Here is a 13,408-nt window from a genome sequence, read left to right as displayed (position 1 = left end):
ATTTTAATAAGCCTCCGACCGGCTGCGAGTCGTCTCCACACTGCCAGAGGTTCACGCTGACATGACCACCTCCTCCACCAGCCTGCCACCGATGCACGCTTCATCGGCGGCCCGTAACAGCTTAGCCGCTCGGGTTGATGCGCTGCCCTCCTCCGCCGGATTGTGGCGCTTTATTACGCTGCTGGCGCTGGGCGGCTTTTTTGAGCTTTATGACCTGTTTGAAACCGGCTACATCAGTACCGGCCTGCTGTCGGCGGGCGTATTTCACACGGGTGCGGCAGGCGTGCTGGGCTTCTCCGATCAGGCGGCCTTCGCCTCAGCCACTTTTCTCGGTCTGTTTTTTGGTGCCAGCCTGCTGGCACCCTACGCTGACCGCTTTGGTCGCCGTCTCACCTTTATGTGTGCGCTGCTGTGGTACGGGCTGTTTTCACTGCTGATGGCGTTCCAGCAGAGCGCGGAGATGATTATTCTGTTCCGCTTTCTGGTAGGGATCGGGCTGGGCGTCGAGCTGGTGACCATCGACACCTATCTGTCGGAATGGGTGCCGACCCATCTGCGCAGCCGCGCCTTTGCCTTCTCCTTTTTCGTGCAGTTTTTATCGGTGCCGGCCGTGGCGCTGATGTCGTGGTGGCTGATTCCGCAAACGCTGTTCAGCCTTGAAGGCTGGCGCTGGGTGGTCATTGCGGGCGCGGTCTGCTCGCTGGTGATCTGGCTGGTGCGCAGGAACCTGCCGGAGTCGGCGCGCTGGCTGGCGCAGCAGGGTCGTCATCAGGAGGCGCATCAGGTGCTGTCCACGATGGAGCAACGCTGCGGCATCGCGGCCGGCCCCGCTTTTTCAGCCGATGACGCCGCGGCGCAGCTGCCAAAACGGGGGCGCTTCAGCGAGATCTGGTCACCCGCTTACCGCAAGCGCACCCTGATGCTGGTGGTGATGAATTTTTTCCAGGCGATCGGCTTTTTCGGCTTTGGTAACTGGCTGCCTGCGCTGCTGTCAGGCCGCGGTGCCACGGTGACGCACAGTTTGCTTTATGCCTTCTTCATCACGCTGGCCTATCCGCTGGGATCGCTGATCTGTAGCCGCTACGCCGATAAGCTGGAAAATAAGTGGCAGATTGTCCTGTCGTCGCTGATGACGGTGGTGTTCGGCACGCTGTTCGCCTTCCAGACGCAGCCGGTATTGCTGATTCTCTGCGGCTTCCTGATCACCTGGTCCAACGCCTGGCTGACCTTCAGCTTCCACGCCTATCAGACCGAGATTTTCCCGACCCATATTCGTGCGCGGGCGGTCGGCTTCTGCTACTCCTTCAGCCGTCTCTCTACGGTATTCAGCAGTATTTTGATTGGGGTGATCCTGCAGTATGCCGGTACACCAGGTGTGATTACCTTTATCGTGCTGAGCATGATGATGGTGATGTTGTCGGTAGGGATTTATGGGCCGAAAACGCGCGGTATCGATCTGGAGAATATCTAAAAGAAAAGGCCGTCATCCTGATGATGACGGCCTTTTTTACTGCCGATTATTTGCCTTCCAGTACCCGGATATCTGCACTGCCCAGCCGATCTTTCTCATCTTTACGCAGCTCAGCGACCTGCTTCGCGCTGACCGGCTCCGACGCCTTGTTGCCCCAGCTGTTACGCACGAAGTTTACCACGTCCGCCACCTGCTGATCGTCAAGACGCCAGCCAAATGCTGGCATAGTAATGGTCGACGGCGCGCCATTTACGCCAGGCAACTGTCCGCCCACCAGCACGATATGGATCAGTGAGGTCGGATCGTCCGCCAGCACCACCGGATTACCGCGCAGCGCCGGATAGAAACGTTTATAGCCGCTGCCATCGGTTTTATGGCACGCCGCACAGCTGTCGACGTAGGTGGCTGCCCCCGTCGCACTGTCGTCACCTTTCCACAACGCTTTGGCGGTGGCGTCATCGACGCTGAAGGCTGCCTGATGGGGATCTTTCGCGCCCAGCGACTTCAGATAGCGCGCAATCGCCGTGATATCGGACTCGCTCAGGTGCTGCAGGCTGTGTTCCACCACGTCGGTCATGCCACCAAAAGCAGCGGTCTGATCGTTGCGGCCATAACGCAGGAACTGACGCAGGTCCTCTTCGCTCCAGCGACCCAGTCCATCGCGGTTGTCGCCACGCAGGTTGCTGGCGGTCCAGCCATCAATCGGTGCGCTGCTGCCCGCCAGATAGTCGCTGCCCTCATTGTTGGTCAGCGCCTTCTCCTGCATCGTGATGCTGCGCGGCGTGTGACAGGCCCCGCAGTGACCCAGTCCTTCTACCAGATAGCGACCACGTGCCAGCACCGGATCTTCCTGGGCTTCAGGCTGGAACGCTTTCACGTCGGGCGCAAAAATCCCGCGCCAGATCGCCAGCGGCCAGCGCATCGACAGCGGCCAGAGAATGTCGCTCTCCCGGTTTGGCTGCCCGACCGGCGCGACGCCATGCATGAAGTAGGCGTAAAGCGCCTTCATGTCTTCATCGCTGACCACGGCGTAAGAGGGATATGGCATCGCCGGATAGAGCGTATCGCCATTTTTCGCCACGCCCTGACGCACCGCTTTCTGGAAGTCGTCGTAGCTGTATGCGCCAATGCCAGTCGCGGGATCGGGCGTAATGTTGGTGGAGTAGATGGTGCCAATCGGTGTTGCCATCGGCAGCCCACCGGCAAAGGCCGCGCCGCCTTTGCTGGTGTGGCAGGCCACACAGTCACCGGCTCGCGCCAGATACTCACCCCGTTTAACCAGATCGTCCTGGCTGCTCTCCGCCAGGGCGGCGAACGTCAGGGAGCCAAGAATCAGAGCCAGAATGCCATTTTTCATCGCCATGTCCTTATGCCTGCACCAGTGGGCCTGGGTTTTTCAGGTAGTGTTCGCGAATCGCTTTAGCTGACCAGTAGGTCAGCGCCGCCACCATGCCGGTCGGGTTGTAGCCCAGTCCCTGCGGGAAAGCTGATGCGCCCGGTACAAACACATTCGGTACATCCCAGCTTTGCAGATAACGGTTAACCGCACTGGTTTTTGGATCGTCGCCCATGATCGCACCGCCACTGATGTGGGTAGTCTGATAAACCGTGGAGTCGAAATGGGTGCCAGGCTTTTTCGCGCCGCCGATGATCATCTTCGGATTCATCGCTTCAGCGATATTGCGCATCTTGCCGACCATGAACTGCGCCATTTTGATGTCGTTCTCCTGCCAGTCAAAGGTCATGCGCAGCAGCGGCTGTCCATAGGCATCTTTGTAGTTGGGATCGAGATCAAGGTAGTTGGCGCGATAAGACTGGTGGGCGCCGTGCGCATCCATCGACAGATGATGGGTGTAGGTATCCGCCACCGCCGCTTTCCATTTGCTGCCCCAGTTGGGCGTACCCGCCGGCACCGGCAGGCCGGAGATCGGTTTGGTGCCCGCCTGGTTAACCCAGAATGGCGAACCACCAACAAAGCCCAGCGGCCCATGGTCGAAGTTATCCGCGTTGAAATCATCAACCGCAACGCCTGCGCCACCCGCACCGATAAACGGATTAGTGGTGGTGTTCTTATCAAACAGCGCCTTCAGCGTAGAGAGGTTCTGATAGGCGAAGTTGCGGCCTACGGTCCCTTCGTTGGTAATCGGGTTGTAGGGTTTGCCGATGCCCGACAGCAGCATCAGGTGAACATTGTGGAACTGGAAGGCGGAGAGGATCACCAGGTCAGCGGGCTGAATCTGCTCGCGGCCCTGCCCATCCACATAGGTCACGCCGGTCGCACGCGTTTTGTCATCGCTGAGATTGACCCGCAGCACATAAGAGTTATTGCGCAGCTCAAACTTCGGCTCCTGACGCAGCGCAGGCAGGATATTGACGTTAGGCGACGCCTTGGAATACATGTAGCAGGCGTAGCCGCTGCAATAACCGCAGAAGTTGCACGGCCCCATCTGTGCGCCGTAGGTGTTGGTATACGGACCCGAGGTATTGGCGGACGGCAGATCGTAAGGGTGATAGCCGACCGACTCTGCCGCCTGAGCAAACAGCTGCGCCGAGTAAGTGCGCTTCTGCGCGGGCAGCGGGAAGTTATCTGAGCGATCGGGCGCAAACGGGTTGCCGCCTGTATCTTTGCCGACCACTTTGCCTTTGATACTCCAGGCGCTGCCTGAGGTGCCAAAAACCTTTTCCGCTTTGTCGAAGAACGGCTCCAGCTCATCGTAGCTGACGCCAAAATCCTGAATCGTCATGCCTTCCGGAATGAAGTTCTTGCCGTAGCGCTCTTCGTAATGGCTGCGCATCCGCAACTCAACCGGATCGACACGGAAATGGACGCCGGACCAGTGAAGACCCGCGCCACCGGTACCGGTGCCGGGCAGAAATGCCGCCAGCTGACGATAGGGCACTGCGGTCTGCGACGCATCATGACGAATGGTCACGGTGCTTTTGGAGAGATCCTGGAAAAGCTTTTTGCGGACGTTATAGGTCAGCTCATCAATGGACTGCGGATAGGAGCCATCGGGATAGGTATCGCGATGCGGTCCGCGCTCCAGCGCCAGTACGTTCAGGCCTGCTTCGGTCAGCTCTTTCGCCATAATGGCACCCGCCCAGCCGAAGCCGACAATCACCGCATCCACTTTTTTCATTTCGTTTGCCATGCTTAGCTTCTCTCCCCGCGAATCGACACTGACGGGAACGGATAACGTTCGCCGCGCTCTACCCAGTCCATAAAGTCGGCGCGTGCGCCAGGGAAGTTAATCAGCTTCCAGCCGACCATGCCCTGATTCCCGCCGTGTATAGGATCGCTGAAGAAGCCTTCGCGGGTATTCTGCAACAGGAAACTAAAGAAAACTTTTGCCGGCAGCTGGCTGAATTCAGCACTGCCACTTTCCATCGCCTGCAGTAAGGCATCCTGCTGCTCGCCACTGAGCTGGGCGAACACCTTGCCGTGCTGCTTTTTGCTGTAATTATCGGCATCGGCCAGACCGAGGCGGTAGATCTGCTGGGGCACCAGCGGCAGCTGATAGCCCAGCTCTTTCGGCAGGTCGGGGTTAAACGGCCCCTGCATATACCAGTTCGACCCCGTGGCATACGGCGTATTCATCTGACGATCGATAAACTCAGGCACGCCTGCTTCCAGCGCACCAGGCCCGCGTTCATCGCTGGGGATAAGCCGTGCCACGGCGGCGGTAATAAAAGCAAACTCTTCGGCGGTGAACCAGTTCGGCTGGTAGTCGCGCGCCTGCTGTGGCGTGGCCGGGGTTTCAGCCGCCTGTGTGGCCAGCGGCAGGGAGAGAGCACCCATCGCTGTGGAACCTACCGCCATTGCAGGCGCCAGGGTGATTGTCTTCAGCAAAAAATCCCTGCGTGAATGACCCTTTTTTTGTTCTGACATGACATTGCCTCATTCCCGCGCTGACCGGCGGTATGAAAAAAATAGGTGGTTGCGTTGTAATGGTTTTTATCAGCAGATACAGGCCAGGAGCCTGTTTGTTACCGGTAACAAACAACCTATTGTAACACTGCCATTCACAAAGATTTAGTTCCAGGAAACAAAACCGCACAATTTCATTAACATCTATCCCCCTCCTGTCATTAGCAGAAACAACAGACTACAGACAGCGACCCGTCAAAAACGTTATAACAGGCAACACACAACAGCGGAGTGCCTATGTTTAAGTCTTTTTTTCCGCGGCCAGCGCTGTTTTTCAGCTCTGCGGCTGTCTGGAGCTTAGTAGCGATTTTTGCCTGGTTCGGTTTTGCCGCGCATCTGCCCGGCATCTGGCCCACCTTTGAAACAGCAATGAAACAGCCCCTGCCGACGACGGCAGCGCGTTTTATCGCCGTGAGTCAGCTCTGGTTCTACCTCTATTACTGGATCATGGTAGCCATTTTTGCCGGGGCCTGGCGGTTGATTGATGCGCATCCATGGCAACGCTGGTCAGTCTGGGGCTCCGCGCTGATCATCTTTGTTACCTGGTTTGGCGTGCAGGTCGGAGTGGCCATTAACGCCTGGTATGGACCGTTTTATGATCTGATTCAGAAAGCGTTAACCAAAGCGGGATCGGTGCAGATTGCGGAGTTTTACCATGAGGTTTTCTCTTTTCTCGGCATCGCATTAATCGCAGTGGTGATTGGCGTACTCAACTCCTTCTTTATCAGCCACTGGGTTTTCCGCTGGCGTAGCGCCATGAATAACTACTACATGCACAACTGGCAGCGTCTGCGTCATGTCGAAGGTGCCGCACAGCGTGTGCAGGAAGACACCATGCGGTTTGCGACCACGCTGGAAAACTGGGGTGTCAGTTTCATTCAGGCGATTATGACGCTGGTGGCGTTTTTACCGGTGCTGGTCGCGCTCTCCCATCACGTGAAAGATATTCCCATCCTCGGCAATATTCCTTACGCACTGGTGATTGCCGCTGTGCTCTGGTCAGTGTTTGGTACCGGTTTGCTGGCGCTGGTAGGGATTAAGCTGCCGGGGCTGGAGTTCCGCAATCAGCGGGTTGAAGCCGCCTACCGTAAAGAACTGGTCTACGGCGAAGACAATGCCGATCGTGCCACACCGCAGACGGTTCAGGAGTTATTCAGTCGGGTGCGGGTTAACTACTTCCGTCTCTACTTTCACTATCTCTACTTCAACATCACCCGCATTCTCTATCTGCAGGTTGATAACGTGTTTGGTCTGTTCCTGCTGTTTCCATCCATTGTGGCGGGCACCATCACGCTGGGCTTACTCAACCAGATCACCAACGTGTTTGATCAGGTGCGCGGCTCGTTCCAGTATCTGATCGCCTCCTGGTCGACGCTGATCGAACTGATGTCGATCTATAAGCGTCTGCGCAGCTTTGAACAGATTCTGGATGATGTTCCGCACGATGAGATGATGCGCGAAGCGTCGGAAGAGGTGTAACTACTTAAGTATGGCGGCACAGGTCGATTTCCACCCCACTCTCCTCAGCCACGGATCATCCCGCAAAGAACCTGCAGGACTCCTGTAACAGCAGAGATGTGCTGCTCCTGGCCCGCGAAAGCGGGCTTTTTTAATGCTTAAATCAGCCGTCATGCGTGTTCTCTGGCTTGAATTTATAAGCTGTAGCTTATAATCTGTACCCTGTATGACGGAATATATACAAGGAAGTATGTCATGTGGACCGTACTCCTGAGCCCGCGCTTTGAAAGCTGGCTAAGTGAGCAGGAAGAAGCCCTGCAGGAAAAAATGTTAGCGGATCTGGGAAAGTTAAAAGTATACGGCCCTGATTTGCCTCGCCCTTATGCTGATACTCTCAAGGGCTCGCAGTACAGGAATATGAAAGAACTCCGCGTACAGTTTTCAGGAAAGCCAATTCGGGCATTTTATGCATTTGACCCTGTCCGCCAGGCTATTGTGTTATGTGCCGGAGATAAGAGTCATGACAAACGTTTTTATATCCGAATGATACGCATCGCTGACGATGAATTTTCAGCCTGGCTGGCTGAACAGGAGAAGGGAAATAATTAATGAGAACCCTGGATGATGTTATCGCCGACTTCTCCCCTGAGACTCAGGCGCGAATCAAAAAAATGTCTGATGAAATGATTCTGGAAGTCGGGCTTCAGATGATTCGCGAAGAGCTTCAGTTATCACAAAAGACGCTCGCCGAGGCCATGGGCGTGCGTCAGCCTGCCGTTGCTCAGATTGAGCAACGCGGAAATGAGATTAAGGTTGCCACGCTGAAACGCTATGTCGAAGCAATGGGCGGAAAACTCAGTCTTGATGTGGAACTTCCGACCGGAAAAAGAGTGGCCTTTCGCATCTGAACCCTCAAAACGGCGAAAGCGATTCTGTTTAAATAAAAAGCCACTCGTCAGAGTGGCTTTCTCGTTTACAAAGACCGGATGTAAAACAGCTTCAACACAGCAGTGCCCGGGACGTCACGCCTTACAGTGCAATACGCATCACGCTGTCAGGATTTTTTGGCGGCGCCTTACGCGAGCCAGGTTGTTTCACGCTGACATAAAGCACCTTGCCATCTGCCGAGAGTGCCAGACTGTTAGGCAGCGCCGGGGTTTTCACCGTGCGCTTCACCTTATAGCTGCTGGCGTCGATGATGCTGACTTCACCCGCTTTGCGATGGGTGACATAAAGCTCATCGCGCTCACCATTAAACAGCACCGCCAGTGATTCCGGCACATCAATCCGCTGAATCACCTGCTGATTACGCAGATCAACCACCAGCACCTGCGCCTGCTTTGAATCTGTCAGGAAGGCGCGCTGACCGCGCGTATCCAGCGCGATGTTCAGGAAGAAGTGCTCTTTATCTCCGTCAATCTTCTGCTTTTTCTCAATGGCATTGGTGCGCGCATTGATCGTCACCAGTTCACCATCACCGTTGGTGACGTAGACCTTTTGCGCGTCTGAATCTACCGCCAGGCCGGTGCCCATTTTACCGGTATTCGGGATGGTACTGACAAGCTTCAGCGTGCTGCCATCCACCACCCAGACCACGCTTTGCGGTCCCAGGCCGGTGATATAAACCCGGTTAGTTTTAGCATCAACCGCCACCTGACGCGGCTGCAATGGGCGCACTGTCTCACTGCGCTTACGGCTATCCAGCACCAGCGTGTTGAGCACTTTGCCGCTGCTGGCGTCAATGGCCGTAACCGAGCCGTTTACGGTGTTGCCGATGTAGAGCACGTTGGTTTGCGGGTTGATCGCCGCGCCGAACGATTTCAGCTCCGTGTTGATCGACTGCTGTACCGCCAGCGTCGCCGGGTCGAGACGGAAAACTGTGCCGCCGTCACCGCTGCTGTTCTGCGCTGTCGCCACGAACAGCGCGTTATCTTTCGGGCTGACTGCCAGTTCATAGACGCCTTTACCCACGGCCTGATTGAGATCTTCAGCCTGCACCGCCAGCCATCCTGAGGCAGAGAACAGGGCCGTAGCCAGTAACAGCGGACGCAGGGTCCGGCACGTATTGGTAATCGCTTTCATAACTTCTCCATAGTTAATCCACTGCAGACGCAGTGAAAAGAAAGCCCGACATTGCAACCAGAAACAGCTGACCAGCAGTCAGATGCAGAATTGTTTTTGAGAATAATAATTATTTCGGGGGGAAAGGGACAGGATTATTAGCGGATAAACGCCGCCAGGACGCCCAAAGGCGTCCTGTCAGCACAAGAGGGTAAAACTTAACTTATTTCATCAGCTCAGCGGTCATGTGAACGCCGTTGTTGGTATAAGCTTCAGTGATTTTATATGAAGCACCAGCTTCCTGAGCCTGCGCAGCGATTTTCGCTTCAGCACCATCCAGCGTAGAGTCGATGGCGGTCACAGATTGGGCGAAGCTGGCGAATGGCAGAACAGAAAGCGCGATAACAGCTGCAAAAGTTTTGATAGATTTCATGGTCAATTCCTCGGTTAATTTTTATCAGGTAAGGCGTGCTGCCTTGTTGATAGATATATTAGTCCGGAAGTTGATCAGTAAAAAGCGGAGGGTTTTGCTTAACTCGTTCAGTAAAATTGATGATAAAAAGCACATTTCGCACAGTTATCACTCAAAAGGTTAATAATCTACCCCCATTAAAAAAGGCAGCATATATTGCTGCCCTTGAGGATTTAACCGTGATGTCGTACCCGGGTGAAGATGGTCAGCGCGGCCAGCAGCATCAGCACTCCGCTGGCAACGAACACACCGCCTGCGCCGCGCAGGTCAAACATCCAGCCGCCCGCCGCCGCGCCGACAGTAATCGCCAGCTGGATGGTGGCAACCAGTAAACCGCCGCCTGACTCCGCATCATCCGGCACCGCGCGCGAAATCCAGGTTGACCAGCCGGTTGGCATCGAACCAAACGCCATACCCCAGATCGCCACGCCTGCACCTACCATCCAGCTGACATCGCCAAAGCTCACCAGCAGCAGCGCGGTGACACACATCAACAGCGCCATGCCACTCAGGGTCAGTGATACGCTGCGGGTGACCAGGAAACCGGCCAGCGAGGTGCCAAAGAAGTTCGCCACACCAAAGGCCAGCAGCACCAGCGACAGCTGATTGAGGTTGAGCTGCGCAACGCTTTCCAGAAATGGACGCAGATAGGTAAAGAAGGCAAAGTGACCGGTAAACATCATGATTACCGCCAGCATTCCCCAGCGCATCACACCAATACGCAGCAGCGCCAGCACCCCGCCGTTGCGGGCTTTGTTCTCTGCCGGCATGGCGGGCAGGGTAAAGAACTGCCACAGCAGCGCCACCGCACCCAGTCCGGCAGTCAGCATAAAGATGTTGCGCCAGCCCACCAGTCCGCCGAGATAGCTGCCCAGTGGCGTAGCGATAATCGTCGCCAGCGAGATACCGCTGAAGACGATAGAGAGCGCACGCGGCACCTGATCGGTGGGAACCAGGCGCATGGTGATGGCGGTTGAGAGTGTCCAGAAGCCGCCAATGGCCATACCCAGCAGCACCCGCGCCAGCAGGATCACCGTCAGGTCAGCCGCAAACGCCACCATCAGTGCCGAAGCGATCAGCAACAGCGAAAACACCAGCATGACGATGCGGCGGTCGATGCGCCGCGTGACGCTGCCGGTGACCAGACTGGTAAACAGCGCCACCAGCGCGGTGATGGTGACGGTCTGTCCCGCCTGGCCTTCGGATACGCCCAGGCTGTGAGCCATCGGCGTCAGCAGACTCACGGGTAAAAATTCGGCGGTGATGAGGCTGAACACCCCAAATGCCATAGCAAATACCGCGCCCCACGCGGGACGGGTCGGCGAGGAAACCTCATCAGCCACTTCGGTTGTCAGACTCATGCTGCTTCTCCGGAAGATAAAAAAGTGAGTGTGAGCATAGAACGCCGTGTCAGGACGATCTATGATGCTTACACCTTCATTTTTGATAATTCGTCTGGAATCACATGAGCCACTATGGAGATCTGACCAGCGAGCTGCTGATGGGGATGCGCCTCTATGGCGTGAACTATCAGCGTATCGCAGTGAGCGCGCCGTTCGGGCTGCGTTATGAGCACGCGCCGGGCCGGGCGCAGTTCCACTTTGTCGGACGCGGCTCACTGATGGTGCGCAGCGCCTCCGGCGAGGTGTTTCAGCTCAACAGCGGCGATGCGCTGCTGGTGCCGCACGGCAAACCCCACAGCCTGATCTCCAGTGAGGAGGCGAGCTGCCAGTGTATTAAGAACATGGCGAGCAAGCCGCTCTGCGACAGCGTCTGCGCCATTGCAGCACCGGAAGATGCCTGTGATGACGAGCACAGTGTGCTGTTGTTCAGCGCCTGCATGGCGTTTGAGCTCGGCGGCATGCAGCCGCTGATCAATACCATGCCCGATGTGATGCTGGTGAGTACTCTGCTGTCGCAATACCCGGAGATTCAGCCGATTCTGGCGGCGATGGAGCGGGAGTCGCTCACCCGCCAGGCGGGATTCGCCGGGATTCTGTCGCGTCTGGCAGACGTGGTTGCCGCGCTGATTGTGCGCGGCTGGGTAGAGAACGGCTGCGGCGAGCGCAGTGGGCTGGTGCAGGCGATGCGCGATCCACGTCTGAGTCAGGCGATTGCTGCGATGCATCGGGAGCCAGGAGAAAACTGGACGGTGGCGCGGCTGGCCAGCGTGGCAGGCTGTTCGCGCTCAGTGTTTGCCGGACGGTTTCTCAATGCCACCGGCATGACGCCGCTGCGCTATCTGACGGAGTTGCGGATGCGGCTGGCGGTGCAGCGGATTGTGAACAACGGTGAAGCGGTGGAAGCCGTGGCTTATCATCTCGGCTACGGCTCGATTGCGGCATTCAGTCGCGCCTTTAAACGGATTGTCGGTCAGCCACCAGGCGCACTGCGTGCCGGACGCGACGGCACGCAGGCGCTGGCCTCTTAACCGGGCCGCTGAATCTCTTCTCTTAACGAAAGACGCTGATCGCTTCGACCAGACGGTTAGCCTGATGAGTCATGCGACCTGAAGCCTCGGCGCTTTCTGTCACGCGGGCGGCGTTCTGGTGGGTGATATCATCAAGATCTTCCACCGCTGAACTGACTTCGCTGAGCGCGGTCGCCTGTTCGGCCGTGGCGGCGCTGATCTGGGCGATCAGTGCGGTGACATTCTGCACCTGCGACACGATATCCTGCATCGTGCGGCCTGCCGCGCTGGCGTGCTCATTGCCCGAGTTGACCCGGCTGGCGCTGGTTTCAACCAGCATTTTGATTTCGCTCGCGGCTTTGGCGCTGCGCTGCGCCAGGCTGCGCACTTCTCCGGCGACCACCGCAAAGCCTTTGCCCTGCTCACCGGCCCGCGCCGCTTCCACGGCGGCGTTCAGTGCCAGGATATTGGTCTGGAACGCAATCCCGTCGATAACGCTGGTAATATTGGCAATCCGCTTTGAACTGTCAGCAATTTCGCCCATCATGCCCATCATTTCGGTCATCACCTCGCCGCCTTTGCTGGCAGCGTGGCTGGTGCCGGCTGAGAGGGTATTCGCCTCATGCGCAGTTTCAGTGTTGCTCTTCACCGTGGCGGTCATTTCGTTCATGGTGGCCGCAGTCTGCTGCACGTTGGCAGCCGCCTGTTCGGTACGGCGGCTGAGTTCGTTGTTGCTGCGGGCGATGGCGTCGCTGGCGCTCAGCACGTTGATCGCCTGGCCGCTGACATCATCCACCAGCCAGCGGAACATCAATCCGAGCTGACCGATGGCGCGCAGCGTCACACCCACCTCATCAACGCGGTCCATCTGCTCCACTTTATGGCTGGCACCGGTTGCCACGCTCAGCGCCTGTTTGCACATCCGCTCAATAGGGCGTGAAATCTGCTGCTCCAGCCACAGGCTGCAGAGCAGAAGCAGCGCAGCCATTCCCGCGGTAAAGCCTGCCAGTGCCGCGGGCGTCATGCCCAGCGCCCAGACGCCTGCCACCGAGAGGGGCAGTAACGTCAGCAGCGTTGTGCGGATCCGCCAGCGAAGGGGCAGCGTCTTCAGGATTGAGGCGGGACGACGCCAGCCGCTGCGAACCAGCAGGCCTTTGTGAAAACGTCGCCCTCTGGCGCGCCCTTCACGAAAATCCTGATAGAGCACCTCAGTCTGACGCACTTCCTCTGCCGTGGGTTTGGTGCGCACCGACATGTAGCCCTGCACTTTACCGTCGCGTACTACCGGAATGGCGTTGGCCCGTACCCAGTAGTGATCGCCATTTTTACGGCGGTTCTTGACCAGTGCCGTCCAGGGTTCACCCTGTTTCAGCGTCGCCCACATGTCGGCAAACGCTTCTGATGGCATATCGGGGTGACGTACCATGTTATGCGGCTGGCCGTTGATCTCGTCGGCGGTGAATCCGCTCGCCTCGATAAACGCGTCGTTAGCGTAGGTGATGTGGCTGTTAAGATCGGTGGTCGACATCAGTGTCGCATTATCGTCGAACAGATATTCACGCTGAGAGACAGGCTGGTTGTTACGCATCAAAAGTCCTTGGAGACCCG

The 13,408-nt window shown here is 57.1% G+C and carries 12 protein-coding genes; 5 read left to right on the top strand and 7 right to left on the bottom strand.

Annotation, left to right across the window (positions count from 1 at the left end):
* Positions 1 to 61: 61 nt before the first annotated feature.
* On the top strand, positions 62 to 1,471 hold the full coding sequence (locus PAG01S_RS15340) for an MFS transporter (RefSeq protein WP_062759346.1): 1,410 nt from the start codon (positions 62 to 64) through the stop codon (positions 1,469 to 1,471).
* Between the two features lie 46 nt (positions 1,472 to 1,517).
* Here PAG01S_RS15340 and PAG01S_RS15335 read toward each other — a convergent pair whose 3' ends face one another.
* From PAG01S_RS15335 to PAG01S_RS15325, 3 genes are read right to left on the bottom strand one after another with little or no spacing between them, the layout of a single operon-like run.
* A complete protein-coding gene (locus tag PAG01S_RS15335; protein WP_062759412.1) occupies positions 1,518 to 2,828 on the bottom strand; it encodes a c-type cytochrome in 1,311 nt (436 codons plus the stop codon).
* Between the two features lie 10 nt (positions 2,829 to 2,838).
* Complete coding sequence (locus PAG01S_RS15330) at positions 2,839 to 4,623, bottom strand: GMC family oxidoreductase (RefSeq protein ID WP_010252112.1); 1,785 nt, start codon at positions 4,621 to 4,623, stop codon at positions 2,839 to 2,841.
* Positions 4,624 to 4,625: 2 nt separating this feature from the next.
* Positions 4,626 to 5,360, bottom strand: a complete 735-nt coding sequence (locus PAG01S_RS15325) for a gluconate 2-dehydrogenase subunit 3 family protein (protein ID WP_033787533.1) — start codon at positions 5,358 to 5,360, stop codon at positions 4,626 to 4,628.
* Between the two features lie 276 nt (positions 5,361 to 5,636).
* On the opposite strand from PAG01S_RS15325, the gene sbmA reads away from it, so the two are divergent.
* From sbmA to PAG01S_RS15310, 3 genes are all read left to right on the top strand, one after another.
* Positions 5,637 to 6,878: a peptide antibiotic transporter SbmA gene (gene sbmA, locus PAG01S_RS15320; protein WP_010672044.1), complete on the top strand. Its 1,242-nt coding sequence runs from the start codon at positions 5,637 to 5,639 to the stop codon at positions 6,876 to 6,878.
* Positions 6,879 to 7,112: 234 nt separating this feature from the next.
* On the top strand, positions 7,113 to 7,466 hold the full coding sequence (locus PAG01S_RS15315) for a type II toxin-antitoxin system RelE/ParE family toxin (protein ID WP_010672045.1): 354 nt from the start codon (positions 7,113 to 7,115) through the stop codon (positions 7,464 to 7,466).
* Positions 7,466 to 7,765 carry a helix-turn-helix domain-containing protein gene (locus PAG01S_RS15310; RefSeq protein ID WP_062759345.1) on the top strand — a complete coding sequence of 100 codons (300 nt, stop codon included), beginning with the start codon at positions 7,466 to 7,468 and terminating at the stop codon, positions 7,763 to 7,765. The genes PAG01S_RS15315 and PAG01S_RS15310 overlap by 1 nt, the downstream gene beginning before the upstream one ends.
* A gap of 121 nt (positions 7,766 to 7,886) precedes the next feature.
* Here PAG01S_RS15310 and yncE read toward each other — a convergent pair whose 3' ends face one another.
* From yncE to PAG01S_RS15295, 3 genes are all read right to left on the bottom strand, one after another.
* Complete coding sequence (yncE, locus tag PAG01S_RS15305) at positions 7,887 to 8,939, bottom strand: 7-bladed beta-propeller protein YncE (protein ID WP_061901847.1); 1,053 nt, start codon at positions 8,937 to 8,939, stop codon at positions 7,887 to 7,889.
* 202 nt (positions 8,940 to 9,141) lie between these two features.
* Entirely contained in the window at positions 9,142 to 9,351 is a 210-nt protein-coding gene (locus PAG01S_RS15300; RefSeq protein ID WP_062759344.1) for a YdgH/BhsA/McbA family protein, read from the bottom strand.
* 212 nt (positions 9,352 to 9,563) lie between these two features.
* Positions 9,564 to 10,751 (bottom strand): MFS transporter, encoded by a 1,188-nt coding sequence (locus PAG01S_RS15295; protein ID WP_062759343.1) that lies wholly within the window; start codon positions 10,749 to 10,751, stop codon positions 9,564 to 9,566.
* A 104-nt stretch (positions 10,752 to 10,855) separates the two neighbouring features.
* Between PAG01S_RS15295 and PAG01S_RS15290 the strand changes: the two genes are divergently transcribed.
* On the top strand, positions 10,856 to 11,821 hold the full coding sequence (locus tag PAG01S_RS15290; RefSeq protein ID WP_062759342.1) for an AraC family transcriptional regulator: 966 nt from the start codon (positions 10,856 to 10,858) through the stop codon (positions 11,819 to 11,821).
* Positions 11,822 to 11,843: 22 nt separating this feature from the next.
* On the opposite strand, the gene PAG01S_RS15285 is transcribed toward PAG01S_RS15290, so the two are convergent.
* Positions 11,844 to 13,388 carry a methyl-accepting chemotaxis protein gene (locus PAG01S_RS15285; protein ID WP_010252127.1) on the bottom strand — a complete coding sequence of 515 codons (1,545 nt, stop codon included), beginning with the start codon at positions 13,386 to 13,388 and terminating at the stop codon, positions 11,844 to 11,846.
* Positions 13,389 to 13,408: the final 20 nt, after the last annotated feature.

Source organism: Pantoea agglomerans NBRC 102470 (genome assembly GCF_001598475.1).
GTDB lineage: Bacteria > Pseudomonadota > Gammaproteobacteria > Enterobacterales > Enterobacteriaceae > Pantoea > Pantoea agglomerans.
The sequence above is the reverse complement of the archived record's forward strand: the minus strand, read 5'-3'. Positions and strand labels throughout refer to the sequence as shown.

What these genes read in the sequence shown, in the direction of transcription:
- PAG01S_RS15285 (WP_010252127.1), bottom strand. Translation starts at nt 13,388, where the DNA reads ATGCGTAACAACCAGCCTGTCTCTCAGCGTGAATATCTGTTCGACGAT.
- PAG01S_RS15315 (WP_010672045.1), top strand. Translation starts at nt 7,113, where the DNA reads ATGTGGACCGTACTCCTGAGCCCGCGCTTTGAAAGCTGGCTAAGTGAG.
- PAG01S_RS15300 (WP_062759344.1), bottom strand. Translation starts at nt 9,351, where the DNA reads ATGAAATCTATCAAAACTTTTGCAGCTGTTATCGCGCTTTCTGTTCTG.
- sbmA (WP_010672044.1), top strand. Translation starts at nt 5,637, where the DNA reads ATGTTTAAGTCTTTTTTTCCGCGGCCAGCGCTGTTTTTCAGCTCTGCG.
- PAG01S_RS15335 (WP_062759412.1), bottom strand. Translation starts at nt 2,828, where the DNA reads ATGAAAAATGGCATTCTGGCTCTGATTCTTGGCTCCCTGACGTTCGCC.
- PAG01S_RS15325 (WP_033787533.1), bottom strand. Translation starts at nt 5,360, where the DNA reads ATGTCAGAACAAAAAAAGGGTCATTCACGCAGGGATTTTTTGCTGAAG.
- yncE (WP_061901847.1), bottom strand. Translation starts at nt 8,939, where the DNA reads ATGAAAGCGATTACCAATACGTGCCGGACCCTGCGTCCGCTGTTACTG.
- PAG01S_RS15290 (WP_062759342.1), top strand. Translation starts at nt 10,856, where the DNA reads ATGAGCCACTATGGAGATCTGACCAGCGAGCTGCTGATGGGGATGCGC.
- PAG01S_RS15310 (WP_062759345.1), top strand. Translation starts at nt 7,466, where the DNA reads ATGAGAACCCTGGATGATGTTATCGCCGACTTCTCCCCTGAGACTCAG.
- PAG01S_RS15295 (WP_062759343.1), bottom strand. Translation starts at nt 10,751, where the DNA reads ATGAGTCTGACAACCGAAGTGGCTGATGAGGTTTCCTCGCCGACCCGT.
- PAG01S_RS15330 (WP_010252112.1), bottom strand. Translation starts at nt 4,623, where the DNA reads ATGGCAAACGAAATGAAAAAAGTGGATGCGGTGATTGTCGGCTTCGGC.
- PAG01S_RS15340 (WP_062759346.1), top strand. Translation starts at nt 62, where the DNA reads ATGACCACCTCCTCCACCAGCCTGCCACCGATGCACGCTTCATCGGCG.